We start from the raw sequence: 24922 nt of genomic DNA on the forward strand, positions 1-24922 counted from the left end.
GATCAGAAGGCCTCCGCGGGCAGCGCCATCAGGGTCGCCGAGCCGGTCTTCAGCTTGGCCAGGTGTGCCCCGGCGTCAGGCAAGATGCGTTCGATGAAATAGCGGCCCGTGACCAGCTTGGTCGTGAAGAACGGGTCGGACGAGCCGGCCGCGATCTTGGCGTTGGCCGCCTTGGCCATCAGCGCCCACATGTAAGCCAGACCCGTAAGGCCGAAGAGGTGCATGTAGTCGGTCGAGGCCGCGCCGGCGTTGTCGGGGTTCTGCAGCCCGTTCTGCATCAGCCACATGGTGCCGTCCTGCAGTTGGGCCTTCACGCCCGACAGGGCTTCGATGAAGGGCTTCAGGGCCTCGTCGCCATCGTTCTCACCGATGAACTGGTCGACTTCCTGGAAGAAGGTCATGACCGCGCGACCGCCCTTGGCGGCCAGCTTGCGGCCGACCAGGTCCAGGGCTTGGACGCCATTGGTGCCCTCGTAGATCAGAGCGATGCGGCAATCGCGCATGAACTGGCTGACCGGGAAGTGCTCGGTAAAGCCGCTGCCGCCGTGCACCTGCACCGCGTTCGAGCAGACCTCGAAGCCCTTGTCGGTCAGGTAGCCTTTCAGCACCGGGGTCATCAGGCCCATATAGTCCGACGACTTTTCGCGAACGGCGGCGTCCGGGTGCACGTGCGACAGGTCGCCGTGCAGGGCGGTCCAGAACAGGAAGGCGCGGCCGCCTTCGATCAGGGCCTTGCTCTCCAGCAGCATGCGGCGGACGTCCGGGTGGACGATGATCGGGTCGGCTGGGCCGTCGGCGTTCTTCGGGCCGGTCAGCGAGCGGCCTTGAAGGCGGTCCTTGGCGAAGGCGACGGCGGCTTGATACGCCGCTTCGCCCTGGGCCACGCCCTGCATTCCGACGCCCAGGCGCGCCTCGTTCATCATGACAAACATGATCTTGAGGCCCGAGTTTTCCTCGCCGATCAGATAGCCCTCGGCGTCGTCGTACTGCATGACGCAGGTGGCGTTGCCGTGGATGCCCATCTTCTCTTCCAGGCCGACACACTTGACGCCCTGGTTACGCTCTCCGACCGAGCCGTCTTCCTTGGGGAAGAACTTCGGCACGATGAACAGGCTGATGCCCTTCACGCCGGCCGGAGCGCCCTCGATGCGGGCCAGCACCAGGTGGACGATGTTGTCCGACATGTCGTGCTCACCGGCCGAGATCCAGATCTTCTGGCCAGTGATCTTGTAGCTGCCGTCCGCCTGCGGGACCGCCTTGGTGCGCAGCAAGCCGAGGTCGGTGCCGCAGTGCGGCTCGGTCAGGTTCATGGTGCCGGTCCATTCGCCGGTGACCATCTTGGGCAGGTAGGTCTGCTTCTGCTCGTCGCTGCCGCCCGTATGGATGGCCGAATAGGCGCCGTGGGCCAGGCCCGGATACATCGAGAAGGCCATGTTGGCCGAGCTCGACATCTCGCTGAAAGCCAAGTTGACGACGTGCGGCAGGCCTTGGCCGCCATAGGCCGGGTCTGAGCCGAGGCCCGTCCAGCCGCCTTCGCACAACTGCTTATAGGCGTCCTTGAAGCCCGGCGGCGTGGTGACGACGTTGGTGGCCGGATCCAGTTTACAACCACTCTTGTCGCCGACCGTGTTCAACGGGGCCAGGACCTCGCCGGTGAACTGGGCGGCGGCCTCGAGGATCTGCTCCACCGTCTCGAACGGCGCGTCGGAGAAGCCGGGCAGGTCGCCGTGCTGATCAATGTTGAGCACGTCACGCAGGATGAAGGCGTGGTCGCGAACGGGCGGCTGATAGGTCATGAAGCGGTCCTGCCAGGGAACTGAAAAGAGTGATCGGGAGAGGGAACGGTTGTGCGGCCGCCGTCTCGCGCAGGTCTTGCACGGAGACGGCGCCATAGAAGGGTGTCTTACTTGCCCAACATCGCTTCGCCGTGACCGTCGAGGCGGGCGCGCAGCACCTGCTCGTAGTCGGCCGCGCGGGGCAGCAGGTCGGGACGGATCTCGGCGAGGCGCTTTTCGAGGCGGTTGCAGGCCTCGCGCAGTTCGATCAGGGCGTTGTCGATGTCCTCGCGCTGTTGCTCGAGGGCGTTGGCGCGTTCGCGGAACTTCTTCAGCGAGCGGGCCATCTGCGCCGCGCCTTCGTCGTTCTCGTCATACAGGTCGAGCAGTTCGCGGATCTCGGTCAGCGACAGGCCCACGCGCTTGCCGCGCAGGATCAACTGCAGGCGGACGCGGTCCTTGTGGGAGTAGACGCGGTTCAGCCCTTCACGGGCCGGGTTCAGCAGGCCCTTGTCCTCGTAGAAGCGCAGGGCGCGCGGCGTCGCTTTGAATTCGTTGCAGAGCTGGCGGATCGTAAAGGTCCGCTCGGGGCGTCGCAGGTCGGCCATGGGTTGAAACCTCCCGGAAAGTGGGCCCGGCTACCGCGGCCGGGCCGCTTGGTTATCGACGATCACCCTAAACCCGATATCGGGCGACCGTCAACGCTTACGTAAACGTCAACTTGCATCCGGTTGATAGGTTTACTTTCCTAGACCGGAGGGCGTATTTTCCTGGGGAAGGCCGACTGCAAGAGGAGGACGCCGGATGGCGACTCTATCTCACGGCGAAATCTGGCGGGCCATCGACGCCTTGGCCGAGCGGTTCGACATGACGCCGTCGGCCATGGCCCGGATGGCGGGCCTGGACCCCACCAGCTTCAACCGCTCCAAGCGTGGTTCGATCGAGGCTGACGGCCGTGCACGCTGGCCCTCGACCGAGAGTCTGGCCAAGCTCCTCGAGGCGACCGGGGTCAATTTCTCTGAATTCGCGGCGCTGACCGAAAGGGCGCCGGTGCGCGTACCGAGACGACGCGGCGCGCCGCTGATCGCGTTGGAGCTGGCGGGACGGGAAGGCTTCTTCGACGAGGCAGGAATGCCGGTCGGCGTCGGCTGGGACGAGGTCTCCGCGCCGGATCTGGGCGAGGGCCTGTTCGCGCTGGAAGTGTCGGGGAGCGCGTTGGCCCCGGTCTATCGCGACGGCGACCGCCTGTTGGTCTCGCCAACCGTCGAACCACGCAAGGGCGACCGCGTGGTGGCGCGGACGAGCATGGGCGAGGTTCTGGTGCGGGAGCTGGGCCGGGTGACGGCCAGGACGATCGAGCTCTTGCCGTTCAGCGGGTCCGGCGACGATCGCCTGCTGTCGCGAGACGAGGTCGCCTGGATCGCTCGGATTGTCTGGGTCAGCCAGTAGAACCGACCCCGAGTAGCTGACCTAGGTGCGCGGGCAGCTGGCGTGGGTGTCGAGCAGCCAGGCGATCAGCGGGCCAGCCGACGGATCCTCGCACGACACGTCCAGGCGGTACGAGGCCCAGGTATCGTTGTGCGCGGCCTCGACGTGAGCGTCGGGGAACTGTTGGATGATGCCGCCCAGCAAGGAATCGTATTCTTGACGGTCGGTAGGGCGAAGCGTGAAGGAGGCCATTGGACTAACCTTGATGACTAATCTTGGTTCTGATGGTCCGAGCCTAGACTCCGAAAGGTGGTCGGACCCTTAATAGCGAATTCAGACTTCGTTCATTTGCGGAGACATGGTGTCGCAGGTCGCGAGGATTCATCCTCTAGGGGCAACGGGCGCTGTTCAGACTCTTCTCTTCGGCGAAGCTTCGCGTCACACCATACCGGCGGCGGCGCTCGTCGAGATGTTCTGGATCCTCGATCGGCAGCGGCTCCCACACACCCTTTGACTTGCACGCTCCTTGGAAACCGAAGCGCAGCGGCTTGCCGGCCTGGGCTGCCCAGCGGTCGTACATGTAGGGGAAGAAGCCGCGATCGCTTTCGCCGGCCTCGACCAGCGGCTCCATCAAAGCGATCATTTCGCCCTTGAAGGTGACGTCGGCGTCTGCGTGCTGAACGATCAGCTGGGCGGCTTTGTCGGCTTCGGCCCCGTCGCGGCTGATCGTGAACCAGCCTCGGCGCGCGATGACAGGCTTCAGCCAGGCGCGGCTCCGTATGTCGGCATTCGTAGCATCCACGGCGACCACGGCCCGGTAAAGGCGCATCGCCAGGGGCGAGATGCCGGCGTTGACCGGCCCAGAGCGCAGGCCTTCCCGCGCCGCCTGTTCGACGGCGACGACGCGGAACAGCTCCGCGACCGTCGGGTCCGCGGCCTTTCGCGCATTGGCCAGTTGGGCGGTCGCCGCCGGGAAGCCGCCGACGGGAGAGGCGCCCGTGGCCAGCAAGGTCCTTATCGCCGAGACACGTCGCGCATTGGCGTCGCGAGTCTGCCGGCAGGCGGAATGCCAAGCTTCCTCCGACATCATGGCCTTCTCACGCGCGATGGCGGCCCAGTCCGCATAGGCCTTATCCACGCCGAGGCAGGCGGTGATCTCGGCCGGCGACACGGTCAGGGCGGCAGCGGCCGCGATGATGGCGAGCAAAGAAAATCCCCCGAAACGCCGAGCGCTCCGGGGGATCATTCTAAATCATCTGACGATTGTAAATCGTGCTTAGCCCAACTTCTCTTCGATTAGCGCGATCGTGCGGTCGATCCCGAAGATCGCCGCGAACGAGCCGAAGCGGGGGCCTTGGCTCTGGCCCAGCAGGACCTCGTATAGGGCCTGGAACCAGGCGCGCAGCGGGTCGAAGCCGTGGGTCTTGCCGACCTCGAAGACCTCGTTCTGGATCAACTCGGCGTCCGGGGCGTCGGCCGGCATGGCCTTCAGCTTGGCAAGCAGGTCCAACATCGCGGCGCGCTCCTGGTCGGTCGGGGCGCGGAAGGTCTTCGTCGGTTTGACGAAGTCCTCGTAGTAGTTGATCGCGTAGCCGGCCAGGCGATCTAGCAGCGGCTGGGTCTCCGGCGAAGCGCCCGGGATGTAGCGCGACAGGAAGCCCCAGAGGATTTCCTTGGTCGAGGCGTCGGCGGCCGACACCAAGTTCAGCATCAGGCTGAACGACACCGGCGAGCCGTATTGCGGCGGGCGGCCCGAGTGGATGTGCCAGACCGGGTTGTCCAACTGCTTGGCCGGCTCCTGGCGCTGATAGGCGTCCAGCTGCTGTAGATATTCGTCCGTCGCCTTGGGGATGACGTCGAAATAGAGCTTCTTGGCCGACTTGGGGCTCTGGAACATATAGTACGACAGGCTCTCCGGAGCCCCGTAGCGCAGCCAGTCCTCCATCGACAGGCCGTTGCCCTTCGACTTGGAAATCTTCTGGTTGTTCTCGTCCAGGAAGAGCTCGTAGTTGAAGCCCTCCGGCGGAACCCCGCCCAGCGCCTTGCAGATCGCGCCCGAGGCCTTGACCGAGTCGATCAGGTCCTTGCCCGACATCTCGTAGTCGACGCCCAGGGCGGTCCAGCGCATGGCCCAGTCGGGCTTCCACTGCATCTTGACACGGCCGCCGGTCACCGGGACCTCGACCTTGGAGCCGTCCTCGTCCTCGAAGACGATCGTGCCCTTCTCGACGTTGCGCTCCAGGGTCGGGACCTGCAGCACCTTGCCGGTGGTCGGGCTGACCGGGAGGAACGGCGAATAGGTCGCGCGGCGCTCCTCGCCCAGGGTCGGCAGCATGACCTTCTGGATGGCGTCGAAGCGCTCAAGCGCCGTCAGCAGCGTCGCGTCGAACAGGCCGCTCTTGTAGCAGTCGGTCGAGGAGACGAACTCGTACTCGAAGCCGAAGCCGTCCAGGAACGCGCGCAGGCGGGCGTTGTTGTGGGCGCCGAAGCTGTCATGGGTGCCGAACGGATCGCGGACGACCGTCAGCGGCTTGCCCAGGTCCTCGATCAGCGGCTGCTTGTTCTCGATATTGTCGGGAACCTTGCGCAGGCCGTCCATGTCGTCGCTGAAGGCGATCAGGCGGGTCGGGATGTGGTCATCGACCAGCGCGCGGAAGGCCTGGCGCACCATGGTCGTGCGCGCGACTTCACCGAACGTGCCCAGGTGCGGCAGGCCCGACGGACCATAGCCCGTCTCGAAGATCACGGCTTTGGAGAGCGCCGGATAGGCTTTCACCGCCTCGTCGGTCTTGCCGGCGTCGATCAGGGCCTTGGCGGCTTCCTGGTCGGCGCGGTCGGGAAGGCGCACGCGCAGGACGCGGGCGATCGTGGCGCGCGCCTGCTCGAACGGCCAGGAGCGGGCTTCGCGGGCGAGGGGGGAGAGGCCTTCAAACATGGCGCGGCGTATAAACGCTGTAGCGCCAGAGGGCTAGCTTTGCGTCACCCCTTCAGCGCCCCGGCCACCACCTCGCGGGCCTCGGCCTGAACTTGCTTCAAGTGATCCGGGCCCAGGAACGACTCCGCATAGACCTTGTATACGTCCTCGGTGCCCGAGGGCCGCGCGGCGAACCAGGCGTTCTTGGTCGTCACCTTCAGGCCGCCGATCGCCTCGCCATTGCCGGGGGCGTTGGTGAGAATGTCGGTGATCGGCTCGCCGGCCAGGGTCTTGGCCGAGACGTCGCTGGGGCTGAGCTTGGCCAGGCGCGCCCTCTCCTCGCGGCTCGCCGGGGCGTCGACACGGGCATAGGAGGGAGCGTCATATTTCGCGGTGAGGTCGGCATAGAGCTGGCTGGCGCTCTGGCCGGTCTTGGCCTGGATCTCGGCGGCCAGCAAAGCCAGTTGCAGACCGTCCTTGTCGGTGGTCCACACGCCGCCGTCGTGGCGCAGGAAGGCCGCGCCGGCCGATTCCTCGCCGCCGAAGCCGACCGAGCCGTCCAGCAGGCCCGGGACGAAATATTTGAAGCCGACCGGCACCTCCAGCAGGCGACGGCCAAGCCCTGAGACCACGCGGTCGATCATCGACGACGAGACCAGGGTCTTGCCGACCGCGACGTCGACGCCCCAGCCCGGACGATGGGTGAACAGGTACGAGATCGCCGCGGCGAGGTAGTGGTTGGGGTTCATCAGCCCGCCGTCGGGGGTGACGATGCCATGGCGGTCGGCGTCGGCGTCGTTGCCGGTCGCCACGTCATAGGCCGCGCCGCCTTTCATGATCTCGATCAGGTTGGCCATGGCGCTGGCCGACGAGCAGTCCATGCGGATCTTGCCGTCGGTGTCGAGCGGCATGAACGCCCAGCGCGGGTCGACGGCGTCGTTGACCACGGTCAGGTTCAGCTTGTGCCGCTCGGCGATCGCGCCCCAGTAGGCGACGGCCGCGCCGCCCAGCGGGTCGGCGCCGATGCGCACCCCGGCCGCGCGGATAGCCTCCATGTCGATGACGCTGGGCAGGTCGTCGACATAGCGGCCCAGGAAGTCGTGGCGACCAGCGGCCTTGTGGGCCTCGTCGAAGCTCACGCGCTTCACGCCTGCCAGACCCCGCGCCAACAGGTCGTTGGCGCGGGCGGCGATGGCCGAGGTCGCGCCGCTGTCGGCCGGGCCGCCGCTCGGGGGGTTGTACTTGATGCCGCCGTCACGCGGCGGGTTGTGCGAGGGCGTGAGCAGCAGGCCATCGGCTTGCGCGTTGTTCTCGCGATTCCAGGTCAGGATGGCGTGCGACACCGACGGGGTCGGGGTGTAGCCGTCGCGGCTGTCGATCAACGCCGTTACGCCGTTGCCGGCCAGCACCTCCAGCACCGAGCTGAAGGCCGGCTCGGACAGGCCATGGGAGTCGCGGCCGACGAAGATCGGGCCGGTGACGCCTTGCGAGGCGCGGTGCTCGACCACGGCCTGGGTAACGGCCAGGATGTGGTTCTCGTTGAAGCCGCCGTCCAGGCTGGAACCGCGGTGTCCCGAGGTGCCGAACACCACCTTCTGGGCGGGGTTGGCGACGTCCGGCTTGGTCTCGTAATAGGCGCTGATCAGCGCCTCCAGGTCGATCAGATCCTCGGGAAGAGCCCGAAGGCCGGCGCGGCTGTGCATCAAGACACCTGCGATAAGTTCGTCGTCGGAGCGCAACGGGTCACTCCCCTAGTCGGGTTCCGTGTGGTTTTCATCAAGTATCGCCGGAACGGGACAACGTCGTTCGCGATTGAAAAAATTTCCCGCACGGGGTGCGGCTCCAACTCGCGGGTGACGTCTAGTTGGCAGTACAACGTGGAATATTCGCCAGAAAATTGTAACCTGGGGGCGAATTCCAGCCGTCCATACCACGCATAAGGGCGAACGCGAAGTGACCTACGAGACCACCGAAGGACGCCGCTCCAGTGCGGTTGACACTCACGTCGGCGAACGGGTCCGCATGCGCCGCAAGCTGCTCGGCGTCAGCCAGGACCAGCTGGCCGACAGTCTGGGCCTGACGTTCCAGCAGGTCCAGAAATATGAGCGCGGCGCCAACCGGATCAGCGCCAGCAAGCTGTTTCGCATCGCCGAGATCCTGAGTGTCGAGGTCTCCTACTTCTTCGACGGTCTGCCGGATCCGATCGAAGGGACCGGTCCCGACGGGACGACGATCCGGGTCCAGGAGGTGATGCAGACCTTCCTGCAGACTTCGGAAGGCGTCGAGCTGGCCGAGATCTTTCCGCGCATCGCCAGCGGCCGGGTGCGGCGCCAGATCCTGGATCTGGTCCGGACCATGGCCGCCGAAGAGGACCAGTGATCAGAAGGCTTCGCTGACGATCAAGCCGTCCGGCAGCAGGGCGGCGCGCTTCAGCCCGCTAGACGCGAACGGCATGGCGATTTGGCCCTCACGATCCACCGCGATCAGGCCCCCGTGTCCGCCCAGGTCGGCCACGCCCCGGATGGCGGCCCGCGCGGCGTCTTCCAGGCGCTCGCCGCCGAACCGCACCCGGTGAGCGATCTGGGCGGCGACGGCCGTGCGGATAAAATATTCGCCCTGACCAGTGCACGAGACCGCCGCATGGCCGTCGGCCCAGGCGCCCGCCCCGATGATCGGACTGTCGCCGACCCGGCCCGGCCGCTTGCCGAATACGCCAGCGGTCGAAGTGGCGGCCGCCAGGCGGCCCTCGGCGTCGCGGACCACGCAGCCGACCGTGCCGACAGGTAAAGCGCCCGGTGGATGATTGTCCTCGAAGGCCCCGGCGTGGGTGAACCAGCTCGCGGGATCCTCGACCATCTCCAATCCCTGTTCGCGGGCGAAGTCGATCGCGCCCTGGCCGGCCAGCATCACGTGCGGGGTCCGCTCCATCACCGCGCGGGCCGCCAGGATCGGGCTCTTGAAGCCTTGCAGGGCGGCCACCGAGCCGGCGCGCCGGGTCGCGCCGCACATCAGGCTGGCGTCCAGCTCGTACGCGCCGTCGGCATTGGGCGAGGCGCCCTTGCCGGCGATGTAGAGGCCGCTGGCCTCCAACTGGACCACCGTCTCGACGGCGACATCCAGGGCGCTGGCCCCGGCGGCCAAGCGGTCGCGCGCGGCTTCGACCAGGCCGCGCATGTGGGCGATCTCGATCGTGTAGTCATGGCCAGGCTTGGCGCCCGCGCCGCCGTGTAGAGCGAGACTAAAACGTTTGTTTGACATTCTGCTTCCTTGGCCCGGCGTCCCGCGCTAGCGTCCGGGCTCTTAACGAAGAAACCCGGGAGAAGACAGATGAAGGCGGTGCTCAGCAAAGAGGTCGGCGGTCCCGAGACCCTGGTGCTTGAGGAGCTGCCCGATCCCGTCGCCGGTCCCGGCCAAGTGCTGATCGACGTCAAGGCTTGCGGGGTGAACTATCCCGACGTCCTGATCATCGAGGACAAGTACCAGTTCAAGCCGCCGCGTCCATTCGCGCCGGGCGGCGAGGTGTCGGGCGTGATCTCGGCGGTGGGCGAAGGGGTCACCCGCTTCAAGGTCGGCGATCGCATCCTGGCGTCGACCGGGTGGGGCGGCTTCGCCGAGAAGCTGGCGTTGGAAGAGCAGCGCTGCACCCACATTCCCGACGACATGCCGTTCGACCAGGCCGCCGCTTTCGTTCTGACCTACGGCACCTCGTACTATGCCCTGAAGGATCGCGGGCACGTGAAGGCCGGCGAAACCCTACTCGTTTTGGGTGCGGCTGGTGGCGTTGGCCTGGCGGCGGTCGAGCTGGGCAAGGCTATGGGGGTGCGCGTTATCGCTGCGGCGTCCAGCCAGGAAAAAATAGATTTGGCCATCAAGCACGGCGCCGACAGCGGCGTCGTCTATCCGCGTGGACCGTTCGACAAGGACGGCCAGAAGGCCCTGGCCAACCTTATCAAGGACGCCTGCGGACCCAATGGCTGGGACGTCGCCTATGACGCGGTCGGTGGCGATTACTCCGAAGCGACCATCCGCGCGGCGGGCTGGAACGGCCGCTTCCTGGTCATCGGTTTCCCGTCGGGAATTCCGAAAATCCCGTTGAATCTCACGCTGTTGAAATCTTGCGATATCGTCGGGGTGTTCTGGGGCGCGGCGGTGGCGCGCGATCCCAAGGGACATGCCCAGAACCTCCGCGAGCTGATGGATCTGTACGCAACAGGCAAGATCAAGCCGTACGTCTCCGAACGCTTCCCACTGGCCCGCGCCGGCGAGGCGATCGCCCACCTTTCCAGCCGCAAGGCCATGGGCAAGGTAGTCATCACGGTTGACTAGGATGGTTACCGTCGATCGTGGTTAAATCCCGCTAAGTATCCTTTTTAGCAAAGGAAACACGACATACCCGCAGAGTGCCTCCTCGAGACTAGGAGACTCTGCGGAGATGTACGTCCCACAAGAGCAGAGCGTCGCCAGCGAAGCGGCGCCGGCCGCCATGCGGCGTCCTTACCGGCTCACGCGGCGCCCGGAAGAGCGCGTGCGTGTGCTGGGCGGGACCATGGACCTCGTGCGCCCGGAGGAAGTGTTCCACTTCGTCACGGGCAAGCTGGAAACGCGCCAGAGCGCCATCGTCGCCAACCACAACCTCCACAGCCTGTATCTGATGGGCGCTGACCACCAGATCGGTGAGTTCTACAAAGAAGCCGACCTGATCGAGGTCGACTCCGTGCCGCTGATTTTCTGGGCGCGCTTGGTGGGCCGCGCCAGCCGCCGTTTCCATCGCTGCACGTATCTGGACTGGCGCGACGACTTCTGGGCCCTGGCTATCGAGAAGAACTGGAAGGTCTTCTTCGTGGGCGGCGCGCCTGGCGTGGCCGACCAGGCGATCACGCGGATCCACCAGGACTATCCCGCGGCCCAGATCGCCAGCCATCACGGCTATTTCGACGTGACGCAAGGCTCGGCTGAAAACACCGCGGTGGTCGAGGCCATCCGCGAATACCAACCCGATATCGTCCTGGTCGGCATGGGCATGCCGCGCCAGGAAGTCTGGACCCTGGAGAACCATAAGGCCTATGGCCCGGCGGTGACCTTCACGGTGGGCGGCGCCTTCGACTACGAAGCCGGCGTCCAGATCGCGGCTCCGCGCTGGATGGGGCCGATGGGCATGGAATGGCTGTTCCGGCTGATGAACGACCCTCAGCGGCTATTCTCGCGCTATTGCGTCGAGCCGTGGTCGCTGGTCGGTCCGGCCTGCCGCGACGTGGTCAGGGCCGTTTCCCGGCGCCTGACGGAAGGCGATCCGCGTGCGGCCGATGCCGCCCGTTGGGAGCAAATGCGTGCCCGCAACGAGGCGGCGCGCTAGAATGACTGTTCTGCTGGGGGCCGCTTGCGGCAAGGTCGCGACATTCGCGATCTGGAATTGGGGGCGCGAAGTCTAATGGGGCTGGATATTCGTGTGATGACGCTGGAGGCGAACGAGCGCTCCGGTTTCGCTCACCGCGCCGTGGCGGGCGTGGGTCTGGTGGGCCTGGGCCTGGCCTGGGCGGTGCTGCTCGTGCCCTGCATGCTGTGGCTGGCCGTCAGCCATTTGGGCCGCTACCTGGAACCGCTGACCCGCCGACCGGCCTGACCCCGGCGTTGGGAGGACAAAAGTCCCTAGCCAACATCTGTTTGCTCCGCGAATATGATCATTGATCACTGACCCGCGAAGAGGTCGGGGACGCGGAGGGAATTTCCATGGTCGGACGTCTGGACGGCAAGGTCGCCGTCGTCACCGGGGGCTGCTCGGGCATCGGGCTCGGCGCGGTCGAGCTGTTCGTGGCCGAGGGGGCGTGCGTGGTCGCCGCCGACCTGCAGGCCGAGAAGGGCGAGATGCTGGAGAAGCGTTTCCCCGACAAGGTCCGCTTCTCGCGTTGCGATGTCACCTCGGAAGACGATCTGGCCAAGACCATGGCCCTGGCCGAGGAGAGCTTCGGCGGCCTCGACATCCTGTTCAACAACGCCGGCCATGGCGGCACGCCCGCGAGCGTGCCCGAGCTGACCGTCGAGGGCTGGGACAAGACCTTCGCTCTCTTGGTGCGCGGTCCGGCCATCGGCATGAAGCAGGCCCTGCCGTTGATGCTGAAGCGCGGCGGCGGCTCGATCATCAACACCGCCTCGATCGCCGGCCTGCAGGCGGGCTTCGGCCCGTTGGCCTATTCGGCCGCCAAGGCGGCGGTGATCCATATGAGTCGCTGCGCGGCGGCCGAGCTGTCACCGCTGAAGATCCGGGTCAACGCCATCTGCCCGGGCCTGATCGCCACCTCGATCTTCGGGGCCTCGATGGGCCTGCCGCGCGAGGTCGCCGACCAGATGGCCGCGCAGATCGCTTCGATCGGTCCCAAGATCCAGCCGATCCCCAAGTCGGGCCTGCCGGAGGACATCGCCGCCGCGGCGCTCTACCTAGCCAGCGACGACTCCAAGTTCGTGACAGGCACGCACATCGTCGTCGACGGCGGCATCACGGTCGGCCCCCGCAGTGCCTGGGACAGGAACACGCCGTCGCCGATCCTGGCGGCCATGGGCATCACGCCCGAGCAGGCCGAGGCGATGCGCGCCCAGCTGGTCGCGGCCGGCGGGGCGGGGTGACCCTCACCCCAAACCTGCGCGGCGCCCTCTGGATGCTGGCCTCGGCGGTCGGCTTCACGGCGATGACCACCCTGATCAAGGTCCTGGGACCCGGCTATCCGGCCGCGCTCCAGACCTTCTACCGACAGTTGGCGGGGGTGCTCATTCTCCTGCCGCTGATCGCCCGCGACTGGCGGGCGGCGTTCCGCACGACCCGCCCGGGGATCCTGATCTTCCGCTCCAGCGCTGGGGTGTTGGCGCTGATCCTGGGCTTCTACGCCTATCAGAAGCTGCCCCTGGCCGACGCCAACGCCCTGTCGTTCACCCGGACGCTGTGGCTGGTCCCGCTGGCCGCCTTCGTGCTGCGCGAGCCGATCGGACCGCTCCGGATCGGCGCGGCCCTGGTCGGCTTCCTTGGCGTGTTGATCATGCTACGACCAGGAGCCGGCGGAGCCGCCGCCTGGATCGGCTGGCCGCAGGCCAGCGCCCTGATCTCGGCCTTCCTGTTCGCCCTGACCATCACCGGCATGAAGGTGATGACCCGCGACCACAGTCCGTTCGTGCTGCTGGTCTATGCCGCTGTTCTGGGACTGGTCTTCGCCATTCCGCCGGCCCTGTTCGTCTGGAGGTGGCCGACCCTGCCGGACCTGGGTCTGTTGGCCGCCATGGGCGTGATCGGCACCTTTACCCAAGGGGCCTACATCAAGGGCATGGAGGCTGGCGAGGCGGCGGTCATGGCGCCAATCGACTATACGCGCCTGGTGTTCGCGGTCGGCGCCGGCTTCCTGCTGTTCCACGAGGTCCCGAAACCGGCGGTGCTTCTCGGCGCGGCGATCGTGGTGGTCTCGACTCTGTTCATCTCCTGGCGCGAGCACCAGGCGGCCAAGCAGGCGATGGGTCAGCCGGCGTAGGCCTTCCGCCACGCGACGAAGCGCGCCAGGCCCTCCGCCAGCTTGACCTTGGGCTGGTAGCCGCACAGCGCCTGGAGCTTGTCGATATTGGCGAAGGTCGCCGGGACGTCGCCGGGCTGCATCGGCAGGAAGTTCTTCTGGGCCTCGACGCCAAGCGCGGCTTCCAGGGTCGAGATCATCTCCATCAGCCCGACAGGATCGTTGTCGCCGATGTTGTAGATCTCGTGGCCGCCTTGCTCAGGCGGATGGTCCAGCACGCCCAGGACGCCGTCGACGATGTCGTCGATGAAGGTGAAGTCGCGCGCCATCTGGCCTTCGCCATAAACCTCGATCGGCTCGCCCTTCAGCATCTTCTCGGTGAAGCCGTAGTAGGCCATGTCCGGGCGGCCCCAGGGGCCATAGACGGTGAAGAACCGCAGGCCCGACTGCGGGAAGCCGTACAGCGCCGCATAGCTCTGGCTCAGCATTTCGCACGAGCGCTTGGTGGCGGCGTACAACGAGACGGGTTCGTTGGCCGGATCGGTCTCGCGGAAACCGTCGCCGTTCAGCGGCCGGTCGCCATAGACCGACGACGACGAGGCATAAACGAGGTGCTCGACCTGCGCGTGGCGGCAAGCCTCCAGCACCGACAGGTGACCGGCCAAGTTCGAACGCTCGTAGGCGAAAGGATTCTCGATCGAGTAACGCACGCCGGCCTGGGCGGCGAGGTGGATAACCTGCTTGGCGCCGGAGGTCTTCACCAGCGCGGCGAAAGCCTCGTGCTCGGCGATGTCCATGCGGACCATCGTGAAGCCGTTGCGGCTCTCCAAGCGCGCGGCCCGGGCGTCCTTCAGGGCCGGATCGTAGTAGGCGTTGAAAACGTCGACCCCGATCACCGTCGCGCCGCGATCCAGCAGACGTTCGGCCACATGCATGCCGATAAAGCCGGCGGCGCCCGTGACGATGATCGGAGTCGCCATGGCTCAGCCTCGCCCGATGGAGGCGTAAGTAAAGCCGTGGCGGACCATCTCGGCCGGCTTGTAGACGTTGCGCAGGTCGACGACGGTCGGCGACTTGAGCAGCAGCTTCAGGCGATCCAGGTCCAGGGCGCGGAACTGGTCCCACTCGGTGATGATCACCAGGGCGTCGGCGCCTTCGGCGGCCTCGTAGGCGCCGGTCTTGAAGTCGACGCCGGGGAGCATGTGCGCGGCTTCCTTGGCGCCTTCCGGATCGAAGGCCTGGACCTTGGCGCCCAGGGCCTGCAGGGCCGGGACGATATCGAGGCTGGGGGCGTCGCGCATGTCGTCGGTATTGGGCTTGAAGGTCAGGCCCAGCACACCGATTGTCTTACCCGAGAGGTCATCGGCCCCGATGGCCTTGGCGACCTTGCCGGCCATGGCCTTCTTGCGGGCGTCATTGACCTCGACCGTGGTCTCGATCAGCCGGGTCGGCGCGCCGTAGTCCTGGGCGGTCTTGACCAGAGCAATGGTGTCCTTCGGGAAGCAGCTGCCGCCATAGCCTGGGCCGGCGTTCAGGAACTTGCCGCCGATGCGCTTGTCCAGGCCGATGCCCTTGGCCACCTGCTGGACGTCGGCGCCGACCACTTCGCAGAGGTCGGCCATCTCGTTGATGAAGGTGATCTTCATGGCGAGGAAGGCGTTGGCGGCATACTTGATCAGTTCGCTGGTGCGGCGCCCGGTGAACACCAGCGGCGTCTCGTTCAGGCTCAGCGGGCGATAGAGATCGCGCATCACGGCCTGGGCGCGCTCGTCGTCGGTGCCGACCACGACGCGGTCGGGACGCTTGAAGTCCTCGATCGCCGCGCCTTCGCGCAGGAATTCGGGGTTCGACACGACGGCGAACTGGGCGTTCGGATTGGTCTTGCGGATGATCGCCTCGACCTCATCGCCGGTGCCGACCGGCACGGTCGACTTGGTGACCACGACGGTGAAGCCGTCGATCAGGCCCGCGATCTCTTCGGCCGCCGCGTAGACATAAGACAGGTCGGCATGGCCGTCGCCGCGGCGGGTCGGGGTGCCGACGGCGATGAACACCGCGTCGGCGTTCTTGATCGCCTCAGCGCCTTCCAGGGTGAAGAACAAACGGCCTTCGCGCACGTTGCGCGCCACCAGGTCGTCCAGGCCTGGTTCGAAGATCGGGATCTCGCCGCGCTCGAGACGCTCGATCTTGCTGGGATCCTTGTCGATGCAGGTCACCACGTGACCGAAGTCGGCGAAACACGCCCCCGACACCAGGCCCACATATCCCGTGCCAATCATCGCTACGCGCATTGAAGCATCCCGGTCCGAAATGAGCGTCGCTGCGCGCGACGCTTCCGCCTAATCCGTCAATCACGGCGCCGAGGCAAGCCACGCCTGGAACGCCAACGGGCAAAACGCTCAGAGTAGTGACATCTTGATGACCCGCCGCTAGCAGGAACGGTCTTGGTGCAGGATCTGTGATGCAAACCGTTCTGGTGACCGGCGGGGCCGGCTATGTCGGCTCGCACGCCTGTCTGGCCCTGGCCCAGGCGGGTTTCCGGCCCGTCGTGTTCGACGATCTCTCGAACGGCCATCGCGAGCACGTCCAATGGGGACCATTGGAGGTGGGCGACATCCGCGACGCCGCGCGCCTGGACGCGGTATTCGCCGCCCATGCCCCCGTCGCCGTCCTGCATTTCGCCGCCCGCATCGAGGTTGGTGAGTCGGTGAAGGACCCTGGGTCCTTCTTCGAGGTCAATGTCGGCGGGACGATCTCCCTGATCGAGGCCGCGCGCCGGGCGGGCGTCAACGCGTTGGTCTTTTCCTCGACCTGCGCCACCTTCGGCGAGCCGGTGCGCATGCCGATGGACGAGACCCACCCGCAGGTTCCGCTAAACCCCTATGGTCGCAGCAAGTTGATGGTCGAGCAGGCCCTGGCCGACTACGACCGTTATGTCGGGCTGCGCAGCACGGTGCTGCGCTACTTCAACGCCGCCGGCGCCGATCCCGAGGGCCGCATCGGCGAGTGGCACGAACCCGAGACCCACGCCATTCCGCTGGCCTTGCAGGTCGCCCTGGGCCAGCACGACCAGTTCACGATCTTCGGCGACGATTATGACACGCGCGACGGGACAGCGGTGCGTGACTACGTCCACGTACTGGACCTGGCCGACGCCCACGTCTCGGCCCTGAAGCGCCTGCTGGCTGGCGGCGCGTCGACTTCGTTCAATCTGGGCAGCGGGACGGGCGTTTCGGTGCGCGAGCTCGTCGACGGCGTCGGGCGGGCGGTCGGGGCGCCGCTGGCGGTCAAAGTGGCCCCGCGGCGGGCCGGAGACGCGCCGATGCTGGTCGCCGACAACAGCCGCGCCCGAACCGAGCTGGGTTGGACGCCGTCACGTGACCTGGACGTGATCCTATCCACTGCCTGGCTGTGGCATCGCGACCAGGCGGTTCTCCAAGAAGAAAACTTGCCGCGATAACCCTCCACGTCCGGCGTTATGTCGCAATCCCGCGAGGAGAAACGCTTTATTTGCAACTCTCGCTGTAGCTCTGAGGGGATGTGACCCTTGGGGGGCGTTCGTGCTCAAGTTTCTCACCTGCCTGACGACGGAGCACGACCTGCGCCTGGTGCTCGTCGCCGGCCTGGTCTGTATCGCCGGCTGCTTCACGACGTTCCGCCTGTATTCGCGGATGCGCGGGGCCCGAGGCGTCGTGCGCGCCGCTTGGCTGCTGCTGACCGGTCTGGTCGCCGGCTCCAGCGTCTGGGCCACCCACTTCATCGCCATGGTCGCCTACACGCCGGGTCTGAAGACCGGATACAGCCCGACCGGCACCTTGCTTTCACTGATGATCGCGGCCCTGTTCATGGCCAGCGGCTTCGCCGTCGCCTCGGCCCAGCGCTCGACCACCAATGACTTCGCCGGCGGCGTCCTGCTGGGCCTGGGCGTGGCGGCCATGCACTACACGGGCATGTCCGCCTTCGTGACCCAGGGCCATCTGGTCTGGGAGCACGCCACGGTCGGCCTCTCGGCGATCCTCGGCGTCGGTGGCGCGACCGGCGCCCTGGTCGTGGCCGGCACGGCCCGGACGATCAAGCGCCAAGCCTTGGGCGGCGGCCTGCTGTGCCTGGGCATCGTGGCCCTGCACTTCACCGGCATGTCGGCCATCACCATCGTGCCGGACTCCGGCGTCGCGGTGCCAGAGCAACTGCTGTCGGGCGGCATGCTGACCCTGGCGGTGGTCTCGATCACCAGCATGATCATCCTCGGCGGCCTGGGCGCCGTCGCCATCGAATCCCAGACCTCGCGCTCGGCCCTCGAGCGTATCCGCCGCTTGGCCAACGCCGCCTATGAAGGCCTGGTCGTGGTCCAGTCGGGCAAGATCAACGACGCCAACGCCGCCTTTTGCGAACTGGTCGACGCGCCGCTTTCGGATCTGGTCGGCCGCTCGCTGCACGCCGTCCTGACCTTCGACGACAAGACCACCGATCGCGAGGGCGTTCGCCGCGAAGGCAAGATCCAGCCGATCGCTGGCGGCCGCGAGATCCCGGTCGAGGTGTTCTCACGCCTGATGGACGATGGCGCCCGCGCCGAGACCTCGGGCCTGACCGTCCTGGCCGTCCGCGACCTGCGTGAACGTCGCGCGGCCGAGGAGAAGATCCGCTATCTGGCCGAGCACGACGGCCTGACCGGCCTGCCCAACCGCAACTCGCTGCAAGCCCGCCTGGCCGCCGCCGTTGAGCGCGTCGAGGCCTCGGGCGAGAGCCTGTCGGTCATCTGCATCGACCTGGATCACTTCAAGGAAGCCAACGACCAGCACGGTCACGTGGCCGGCGACCTGATCCTGGTCGAGACCGCCCGCCGGCTGCAGTCGGCGGTGCAGGCCCCATCCTTCGCCGCGCGCCTCGGCGGTGACGAGTTCATCGTCGTTCAGGTCGCTGGCGGCGATCAACCGACCGCCGCCGCCGAGCTTTCGGGCCGTCTGATCGAGATGTTGTCGGTCCCCGCGTCATTCGAGGGCCAGGAGCTGGCCTTGGGCTCGAGCCTGGGGGTCAGTCTGTTCCCCGACGACGGCCGCACGGCCGAGGCCCTGATGGCCAATGCCGACATGGCGCTGTACCGCGCCAAGGAAAGCGGCCGGGGCGTCTATCGTTTCTTCAAGCGCGAGATGGATGACAGCATCCGCGAGCGCCGCAATCTGGCCCGCGACTTGCGCCAGGGCATCACCGACGAAGAGCTGGTCGTCCACTACCAGCCGCTGGCCCGCGCCACCGACGGCGAGGTCTGCGGCTTCGAGGCCCTGGTCCGCTGGAACCATCCGACGCGCGGCATGATCCCGCCGCTGGAATTCATTCCGGTCGCCGAGGAAAACGGCCTGATCGGTCCGCTGGGCGACTGGGTCCTGCGCCGCGCCTGCGCCGACGCCGCCTCCTGGGAAAAGCCGCTGCGCATAGCGGTCAACCTCTCGCCGATCCAGCTGCACAACCCGGCCCTGCCGAGCCTGGTGCATGAGGTGCTGATCACCACCGGCCTGTCGCCCGCGCGCCTGGAGCTGGAGATCACCGAAAGCGCCCTGTTCAAGGACTATCAGCGCGCGCTGGACAATCTGCGTCGCCTGAAGGCCCTGGGCGTGCGGATCGCCATGGACGACTTCGGCACCGGATTCTCGTCGCTGTCGACCCTGCAGTCGTTCCCGTTCGACAAGATCAAGATCGACAAGAGCTTCGTCGAGAACATCCACCGTCACGACCGCGCCACCGTTATCGTGCGCGCCGTGCTGGGCCTGGGCCGGAGCCTGGAGATCCCGGTCGTGGCCGAGGGTGTCGAGACCGCCGAGCAGATTCTGTTCCTGCGCGGCGAGAACTGCACCGAGCTGCAAGGCTACGCCATCGGTCGTCCGACCCCGGTCGACTCGCTGGTGGCCTGGACCATGGCTAGCGCTGAACCGTCAGCCGCGGTGCTGGGCATCGAGCCGAAGGCGCAGGACCAGGACAAGCGCTCGGCCTGATCTGTTGCGCGGGTCCGCAACTCCGTATTCCTTGACGCGTTAGGCGAAAGCCAAGCGGGGCCTTAAGACCTCGCGCAGTCATGGACGGGAACGCATCGCGTGCTGGGACGGACGGCCATCAAGTTCGTGACGGCGGCCGACCGGCGCGAGCTGCGCTACGGCCTGGCGATCCTGGCGGTGCTGCTAGCCTTGGCGGCGCGGATCGCGGCCGTGCTGCTCACCGGCGTTCCGTTGTTTTTCCCGACTTTCTTCGTCGCGGTCATGGTCGCGGCGATGGTCGGCGGGTTGGGTCCAGGGTTTCTGGCCCTGGGGCTAAGCGCTGGCATCGCCTGGCGGTTCTGGATGGCCCCCGACGGCGCCTGGGCGCTGGAGACGCGCGAGAGCGTCCAGCTGGTCATGTTCGTGCTGTGCGGCGGCCTGATGGTCGTGCTGGTCGAGGTGCTGCGCATCGCGGTGCGCTCGGGTCTGGCCGCCGAGGAGCGATTCCGTTCGGCGCAGGAGGTGTCGCTGGACGCCTTCGTGATCCTGGAGCCGGTGCGCGAGGCGGGCAAGGTCGTCGACTTCCGCTGGACCTACGCCAACCCGATGGCCGACTCGATGCGGCCGGCGGGCGTCTCGACCCTGCTGGGGCGGCGGACCCTGGACGTGTTTCCCGATGAGACCGGACGCGACATGGTCGAGCGCTTCAAGCGGTTGCTGGCCAGCGGAGGCCCCGACGACATTGATGTGCGCCGGATGATCGACGGCGAGGAGCGCTGGATCCGCTCCAGCGGCGTGCGTTTGGGCGGCGACCTGGCGGTGACCTTCCGAGATGTGACCCAGGAGCGGCGCGCCTCGGCGGCCCTGCGCAGCAGCGAGGAGCTGTTCCGAGGCATGGCCAATTCCGCGCCGGTGCTGATCTGGGCGACCACGGCGCGCGGCCAGGCCGATTGGTTCAACCAGGCTTGGCTCGATTTTCGGGGGCGGACGCTGGAGCAGGAGCTCGGCGAAGGCTGGTTCAGCGGCGTGCATCCCGACGATCGGCAGGCGGGGCTGGAGGCGGCCGACACGGCCTCGGCCAAGCGCGAACCCTTCAACGTCGCCTTCCGGCTCAAGAGGGCCGACGGCGCCTGGCGGTGGATCAACAGCGTCGGCGCGCCGCGCTTCGACGAGGCGGGCGACTATCGCGGGTATATCGGCAGCTGCTTCGACTTCACCGAGACGGTCGAGGCCCGCAAGGATCTGGAGGATCGCGTCGCCCAGCGCACGGCGGCGCTCCAGGCCAGCATGGCCGAGACCGCGCGCGCCCAGGCCGCCCTGGCCCAGGCCCAGCGGCTGGAGACGGTGGGCCGGCTGACCGGCGGGGTGGCCCACGATTTCAATAATCTGCTGACCGTCATCGTTGGCGGGCTGGACATGATCCTGCGCCGGCCGGACGACACCGCGCGGGTCCAGCGCCTGGCCGAGGCGGCCCTGGCGGCTGGCCAGCGGGGCGAGCGCCTGACCCGGCAATTGCTGGCCTTCTCGCGGAACCAGGAACTGAAGCTGGAAGTCGTCGACATCGGCGCCCTGCTGCGCCAGGCCGAGCCGCTGTTGCGCCGGGCCGTGGGCGAGGCCATGACCCTGACCATCCGGAGCGAAGGCGGCGCGGTCGCATCAAGGGTCGACGCGGCCCAGTTCGAGGCGGCGCTGCTGAACCTGGTGGTCAACGCCGCCGACGCCACCTCGGATGGCGGGGCGATCAGCATCGTCATCGCGCCGGTGGCCCTGAGGGAGGGCGAGGTCGCCGACGCCGCGCCGGGCGACTATGTGCGGATCGCGGTCAGCGACACTGGCGCGGGCATGCCGCCCGAGGTGCTGGCCCGGGTGTTTGAGCCGTTCTTCACGACCAAGGAGGTCGGCAAGGGCACGGGCCTTGGCCTGGCCCAGGTCTACGGCTTCCTGCGCCAGTGTGGCGGCGGGGTGGCCATCGACAGCGTCGAGGGGCGCGGCACCACGGTCTCGCTCTATCTGCCCGCGACCGACGAGGCCGCCACGCCGGCGGCCCTGGTGGTCGCACCATCGCGCGACGCGTTGAAGGGCGTGCGGGTGCTGCTGGTCGAAGATGATCCGGCCGTGCGCGAGATCGCCGACGGCCTGCTGCGCGACCTGGGCTGCGCGGTGACCACCGCCGAGAACGGAGCCTCGGCTCTGGAGGCGCTGGAGGAGGGCGTGGCCTTCGACCTCCTGATGTCCGACATCGTCATGCCGGGCGGGATCAGCGGCGCGGACCTCGCGCGCTCGGTCTCGGCCAACCGGCCGGACATGGCGGTGTTGCTGACGACGGGCTATGCCGGCGACCGCATGGATGTCGCCCCGGCCGATCTGCCGTGGCCGGTGCTTCGCAAGCCGTTCCAGGTGGAGCAGTTAGCCGAAATAGCCTCGGCCCTGCTGGTCACCCGCGATATCCTTCCGAAGAAGAAGCCCCGCAAGCGCCGGACTAGCGCCGCCGGCGGCTCGTAGACCCGCCCAGCAGTCCGCCCAGCAGGCCGCGCATCAGCTCGCGGCCGGCCGTCGAGGCGACGGTGCGCACCAGGGTGGTGGCGAAGGCCTCGGTCATGGTCTGGCGACCGGAGGCGCGGGGACGGCTGGCGCGCTCACGCTGAGCCTCTTCGCGTTCGCGGACCTTGGCCTCGGCGGCCTCGCGCTTGTCGTCCTCGGCCTCCTCGCGGTCGGCGTCGGCCTGACGCTGCGCCTGCTGGGCGCGGCCCTGCAGGATCTCGTAGGCGGAGTCGCGGTCCTGCAAGGTGTCGTAGACGCCGGCGACGGGGCTCTTGGCCTTCAAGGCCGTGCGTTCCTCGGGCGTGACGGGTCCCAGGCGCGAGGCCGGCGGACGGATCAGGGTCCTCTGCACGACGCGCGGGGCGCCTTTCTCGTCCAGGGTCGAGACCAGGGCCTCGCCGACGCCCAGGGCCTGGATGGTCTCGGCGGTGTCGAAGCCGGGGTTGACCCTGAACGACTGGGCGGCCGCCTTCAGGCCCTTCTGGTCGGCGGGGGTGTAGGCGCGCAAGGCGTGCTGCACCCGGGCGCCCAGCTGGCCCAGCACGGCGTCGGGAATGTCGGCCGGGTTCTGGGTGACGAAATAGACGCCCACGCCCTTGGAGCGGATCAGGCGCACAACCTGCTCGATCTTCTCAAGCAGCGGCTTGGGCGCGTCGTTGAAGAGCAGGTGGGCCTCGTCGAAGAAGAAGACCAGCTTGGGTTTCTCCGGATCGCCGACCTCGGGCAGCACCTCGAACAGCTCCGACAGCAGCCACAGCAGGAAGGTCGAGTAGAGCTTGGGCGACTGGATCAGGCGATCGGCGGCCAGCAGGTTCACATAGCCCCGGCCGGCGGCGTCGGTGCGCATGATGTCATCGAGGTCGAGCGCCGGTTCCCCGAAAAAGTGCTCGGCGCCCTGGGTCTGAAGGGTGAGCAGCTTGCGCTGGATCGCGCCGACCGTGGCGGGCGCGACGTTGCCGTACCGCGTGCCGATCTCGTCCGCGTGGTCGGCCACGTATTTCAGCGCGGCCTGCAGGTCCTTCAGGTCCAGCAGCAGCAAGCCGTCCTGGTCAGCGACGTGGAAGGCGATGTTGAGGACGCCCTCCTGGGTGTCGTTCAACTCCAGCAGACGCGCCAGCAGTAGCGGACCCATCTCGGAAATGGTGGTGCGGATCGGGTGGCCCTTCTGGCCGAACAGGTCCCAGAACATCACCGGCGGCGCGGCCGGCGACAAAGCCAGACCCATGGCGTCGGCGCGGGCCATCATCTTCTCGTTCGGGGTCCCGGGCACGGCGATGCCGGACAGGTCGCCCTTCACGTCGGCGGCGAAGACCGGAACGCCGGCGTCGGAGAAGGCCTGGGCCATCACTTGCAAGGTGACCGTCTTGCCGGTGCCGGTCGCGCCGGCCACCACGCCGTGGCGGTTGGAGCGGTCGAGCCGTTGGGTCACCGGGCCTTCACCCAATCCCACGATGCTTTGGCCAACCAGGATCTCGTTTTCACCGATCGACAGCGACATGGATACAAACTCCGACAAAGCTCGTTCCGACCCTAACCGGGGCCTTGCGTCGCGCCAATCGGCGCGGTCAATGTCGGCTGCGTTTCTGGAGAAGTTTTACAAATGCCGGCCCCCGCCTCGCCCCCCGTCACCACCCGCAACGCGGTGGTGTTCCTGGCCGTGATCGCCGGGGGGGCCGCGATGTACTGGATGCAGGACATCCTGACCCCGCTGGCCCTGGCCGTGTTCCTGGCGGTAATGGTCGACAGCTTCGCGCGGGTGTTGACGCTGCGCGTGCCCGGCTTCCCCAAGCGGGCGGCCCTGCCGGCCGCGGTGGTGATCTCGATCCTGCTTTTTGGCGTCTCGTTCTGGGTCGTGATCGACAACGGCCGTGGGTTCTTCGACCAGGTGAAGGACTATGCCCCGCGCCTGAACGGCATCATCGCCAAGGTCGCCCACGCGGTCGGTATCCAGATCGCCCCGACGATCGACAGCCTGATCAACCAGCTCAATCCCAAGGCCTTCATCGGCCAGGCGGCGCAGTCGTTCGGCAACTTCGCCTCCAGCGCCGTGCTGGTACTGATCTATCTGGGTTTCATCATCGCCTCGCGGAAAGGCTTCGCTCGCAAGATCGTCTCCTTGTTCCCGCAGCATTCCGAGCGCGAGCGGAACATGAACCTGTTCCAACGCATCCGCGACGGCGTTGAGCAGTATCTGTGGATCCAGACGGTCACTGGCCTGATGATCGCCATCGCCGCCTGGGTGGTGATGATGGTGGTGCGGCTGGACAACGCCTTCTTCTGGGCCTTCCTGATCTTCCTGGCCGCCTACATCCCGATCCTGGGCGGCGCGATCGGCTGCTTCCTGCCGCCGTTGTTCGCCCTGGTCCAGTTCCCCGACACCTTCTGGCCGGCGATCATCCTGTTCGCGTCCCTGCAGGGGATCTTCTTCGTCGTCGGCAACGTCATCCTGCCGCGCATGCAGGGCGACAGCTTGAACATGGACCCGACCGTGGTGCTGCTGTCCCTGGCCGTCTGGGGCGCCCTCTGGGGTGTGCCGGGCATGTTCCTGTCCACGCCGCTGACGGTGGCGGTCATGCTGATCCTGGCTCAGTTCGAGGGCTCTCGCTGGATCGCCATCCTCTTGTCCGAAGACGGCGATCCGCAGGGCGAACGGATGCTGACGGGCAAGGGCCATGGCCCCGCGCCGGACGGACCAGCGACGAGGAAAAAGCCTTAAGGGCTAAAGAAATGCAGGCGCCCCTTAAACTGCGAATTGTGGCCCCTATCTATGCCTTGTCCGGCTCCCCCCACCCGGACAAACCGCCGATCGCG

General features: G+C 67.1%; 21 protein-coding genes. 11 read left to right on the plus strand and 10 right to left on the minus strand.

Going from position 1 to position 24922, the window contains the following annotated elements; all coding sequences use genetic code 11:
- Positions 1–2: 2 nt before the first annotated feature.
- A complete protein-coding gene (locus ACW173_RS08065; protein ID WP_492084447.1) occupies positions 3–1796 on the minus strand; it encodes an acyl-CoA dehydrogenase C-terminal domain-containing protein in 1794 nt (597 codons plus the stop codon).
- Between the two features lie 107 nt (positions 1797–1903).
- Positions 1904–2383 (minus strand): MerR family transcriptional regulator, encoded by a 480-nt coding sequence (locus tag ACW173_RS08070; protein ID WP_492084449.1) that lies wholly within the window; start codon positions 2381–2383, stop codon positions 1904–1906.
- Between the two features lie 196 nt (positions 2384–2579).
- On the opposite strand from ACW173_RS08070, the gene ACW173_RS08075 reads away from it, so the two are divergent.
- Complete coding sequence (locus ACW173_RS08075; RefSeq protein ID WP_492084450.1) at positions 2580–3224, plus strand: S24 family peptidase; 645 nt, start codon at positions 2580–2582, stop codon at positions 3222–3224.
- Positions 3225–3245: 21 nt separating this feature from the next.
- On the opposite strand, the gene ACW173_RS08080 is transcribed toward ACW173_RS08075, so the two are convergent.
- The 4 genes from ACW173_RS08080 to pgm all read right to left on the minus strand — a co-directional run bounded on the left by ACW173_RS08080 (position 3246) and on the right by pgm (position 7823).
- A complete protein-coding gene (locus ACW173_RS08080; protein WP_492084451.1) occupies positions 3246–3455 on the minus strand; it encodes a hypothetical protein in 210 nt (69 codons plus the stop codon).
- A 136-nt stretch (positions 3456–3591) separates the two neighbouring features.
- Entirely contained in the window at positions 3592–4410 is an 819-nt protein-coding gene (locus ACW173_RS08085; protein ID WP_492084453.1) for a hypothetical protein, read from the minus strand.
- A 69-nt stretch (positions 4411–4479) separates the two neighbouring features.
- Entirely contained in the window at positions 4480–6138 is a 1659-nt protein-coding gene (locus tag ACW173_RS08090; RefSeq protein ID WP_492084454.1) for a lysine--tRNA ligase, read from the minus strand.
- Between the two features lie 44 nt (positions 6139–6182).
- A complete protein-coding gene (gene pgm / locus ACW173_RS08095) occupies positions 6183–7823 on the minus strand; it encodes a phosphoglucomutase (alpha-D-glucose-1,6-bisphosphate-dependent) (RefSeq protein WP_492085946.1) in 1641 nt (546 codons plus the stop codon).
- 247 nt (positions 7824–8070) lie between these two features.
- Between pgm and ACW173_RS08100 the strand changes: the two genes are divergently transcribed.
- Complete coding sequence (locus tag ACW173_RS08100) at positions 8071–8496, plus strand: helix-turn-helix domain-containing protein (RefSeq protein ID WP_492084456.1); 426 nt, start codon at positions 8071–8073, stop codon at positions 8494–8496.
- Here the strand turns inward: ACW173_RS08100 and ACW173_RS08105 are convergent, their stop codons facing one another.
- Positions 8497–9375: an isoaspartyl peptidase/L-asparaginase family protein gene (locus ACW173_RS08105; protein ID WP_492084457.1), complete on the minus strand. Its 879-nt coding sequence runs from the start codon at positions 9373–9375 to the stop codon at positions 8497–8499.
- Positions 9376–9444: 69 nt separating this feature from the next.
- On the opposite strand from ACW173_RS08105, the gene ACW173_RS08110 reads away from it, so the two are divergent.
- The 5 genes from ACW173_RS08110 to ACW173_RS08130 all read left to right on the plus strand — a co-directional run bounded on the left by ACW173_RS08110 (position 9445) and on the right by ACW173_RS08130 (position 13625).
- The gene (locus ACW173_RS08110; RefSeq protein WP_492084459.1) at positions 9445–10443 is read left to right on the plus strand and encodes an NADPH:quinone oxidoreductase family protein; all 999 of its coding nucleotides are present in this window, start codon (positions 9445–9447) and stop codon (positions 10441–10443) included.
- A 106-nt stretch (positions 10444–10549) separates the two neighbouring features.
- Entirely contained in the window at positions 10550–11470 is a 921-nt protein-coding gene (locus ACW173_RS08115) for a WecB/TagA/CpsF family glycosyltransferase (protein WP_492084461.1), read from the plus strand.
- Between the two features lie 75 nt (positions 11471–11545).
- The gene (locus ACW173_RS08120) at positions 11546–11737 is read left to right on the plus strand and encodes a hypothetical protein (RefSeq protein ID WP_492084462.1); all 192 of its coding nucleotides are present in this window, start codon (positions 11546–11548) and stop codon (positions 11735–11737) included.
- Positions 11738–11844: 107 nt separating this feature from the next.
- A complete protein-coding gene (locus tag ACW173_RS08125; RefSeq protein ID WP_492084463.1) occupies positions 11845–12735 on the plus strand; it encodes an SDR family NAD(P)-dependent oxidoreductase in 891 nt (296 codons plus the stop codon).
- Positions 12732–13625, plus strand: coding sequence for a DMT family transporter (locus ACW173_RS08130; protein ID WP_492084465.1), 894 nt, complete (start codon positions 12732–12734; stop codon positions 13623–13625). The genes ACW173_RS08125 and ACW173_RS08130 overlap by 4 nt, the downstream gene beginning before the upstream one ends.
- Here ACW173_RS08130 and ACW173_RS08135 read toward each other — a convergent pair.
- Complete coding sequence (locus ACW173_RS08135; RefSeq protein ID WP_492084466.1) at positions 13613–14584, minus strand: NAD-dependent epimerase/dehydratase family protein; 972 nt, start codon at positions 14582–14584, stop codon at positions 13613–13615. The two genes, ACW173_RS08130 and ACW173_RS08135, sit on opposite strands and share 13 nt — an antisense overlap.
- A gap of 3 nt (positions 14585–14587) precedes the next feature.
- The gene (locus ACW173_RS08140; protein ID WP_492084467.1) at positions 14588–15895 is read right to left on the minus strand and encodes a UDP-glucose dehydrogenase family protein; all 1308 of its coding nucleotides are present in this window, start codon (positions 15893–15895) and stop codon (positions 14588–14590) included.
- Between the two features lie 170 nt (positions 15896–16065).
- On the opposite strand from ACW173_RS08140, the gene galE reads away from it, so the two are divergent.
- From galE to ACW173_RS08155, 3 genes are all read left to right on the plus strand, one after another.
- On the plus strand, positions 16066–17064 hold the full coding sequence (gene galE, locus ACW173_RS08145; protein WP_492084469.1) for a UDP-glucose 4-epimerase GalE: 999 nt from the start codon (positions 16066–16068) through the stop codon (positions 17062–17064).
- 100 nt (positions 17065–17164) lie between these two features.
- The gene (locus ACW173_RS08150) at positions 17165–19591 is read left to right on the plus strand and encodes a bifunctional diguanylate cyclase/phosphodiesterase (protein WP_492084470.1); all 2427 of its coding nucleotides are present in this window, start codon (positions 17165–17167) and stop codon (positions 19589–19591) included.
- 99 nt (positions 19592–19690) lie between these two features.
- Positions 19691–22072: an ATP-binding protein gene (locus ACW173_RS08155; protein WP_492084472.1), complete on the plus strand. Its 2382-nt coding sequence runs from the start codon at positions 19691–19693 to the stop codon at positions 22070–22072.
- On the opposite strand, the gene ACW173_RS08160 is transcribed toward ACW173_RS08155, so the two are convergent.
- Entirely contained in the window at positions 22050–23609 is a 1560-nt protein-coding gene (locus ACW173_RS08160) for a helicase HerA-like C-terminal domain-containing protein (RefSeq protein ID WP_492084473.1), read from the minus strand. The genes ACW173_RS08155 and ACW173_RS08160 overlap by 23 nt on opposite strands.
- A gap of 102 nt (positions 23610–23711) precedes the next feature.
- Between ACW173_RS08160 and ACW173_RS08165 the strand changes: the two genes are divergently transcribed.
- Complete coding sequence (locus tag ACW173_RS08165; RefSeq protein ID WP_492084474.1) at positions 23712–24827, plus strand: AI-2E family transporter; 1116 nt, start codon at positions 23712–23714, stop codon at positions 24825–24827.
- Positions 24828–24922 lie beyond the last annotated feature (95 nt).

It is taken from the genome of Caulobacter sp. ALps2 (assembly GCF_058681635.1).

Coding starts and splice junctions, on each gene's coding strand:
- galE (WP_492084469.1), top strand. CDS start 16,066: ATGCAAACCGTTCTGGTGACCGGCGGGGCCGGCTATGTCGGCTCGCAC.
- ACW173_RS08125 (WP_492084463.1), top strand. CDS start 11,845: ATGGTCGGACGTCTGGACGGCAAGGTCGCCGTCGTCACCGGGGGCTGC.
- ACW173_RS08090 (WP_492084454.1), bottom strand. CDS start 6,138: ATGTTTGAAGGCCTCTCCCCCCTCGCCCGCGAAGCCCGCTCCTGGCCG.
- ACW173_RS08165 (WP_492084474.1), top strand. CDS start 23,712: ATGCCGGCCCCCGCCTCGCCCCCCGTCACCACCCGCAACGCGGTGGTG.
- ACW173_RS08065 (WP_492084447.1), bottom strand. CDS start 1,796: ATGACCTATCAGCCGCCCGTTCGCGACCACGCCTTCATCCTGCGTGAC.
- ACW173_RS08075 (WP_492084450.1), top strand. CDS start 2,580: ATGGCGACTCTATCTCACGGCGAAATCTGGCGGGCCATCGACGCCTTG.
- ACW173_RS08080 (WP_492084451.1), bottom strand. CDS start 3,455: ATGGCCTCCTTCACGCTTCGCCCTACCGACCGTCAAGAATACGATTCC.
- ACW173_RS08105 (WP_492084457.1), bottom strand. CDS start 9,375: ATGTCAAACAAACGTTTTAGTCTCGCTCTACACGGCGGCGCGGGCGCC.
- ACW173_RS08135 (WP_492084466.1), bottom strand. CDS start 14,584: ATGGCGACTCCGATCATCGTCACGGGCGCCGCCGGCTTTATCGGCATG.
- ACW173_RS08140 (WP_492084467.1), bottom strand. CDS start 15,895: ATGCGCGTAGCGATGATTGGCACGGGATATGTGGGCCTGGTGTCGGGG.
- ACW173_RS08115 (WP_492084461.1), top strand. CDS start 10,550: ATGTACGTCCCACAAGAGCAGAGCGTCGCCAGCGAAGCGGCGCCGGCC.
- ACW173_RS08120 (WP_492084462.1), top strand. CDS start 11,546: ATGGGGCTGGATATTCGTGTGATGACGCTGGAGGCGAACGAGCGCTCC.
- ACW173_RS08070 (WP_492084449.1), bottom strand. CDS start 2,383: ATGGCCGACCTGCGACGCCCCGAGCGGACCTTTACGATCCGCCAGCTC.
- ACW173_RS08160 (WP_492084473.1), bottom strand. CDS start 23,609: ATGTCGCTGTCGATCGGTGAAAACGAGATCCTGGTTGGCCAAAGCATC.
- ACW173_RS08110 (WP_492084459.1), top strand. CDS start 9,445: ATGAAGGCGGTGCTCAGCAAAGAGGTCGGCGGTCCCGAGACCCTGGTG.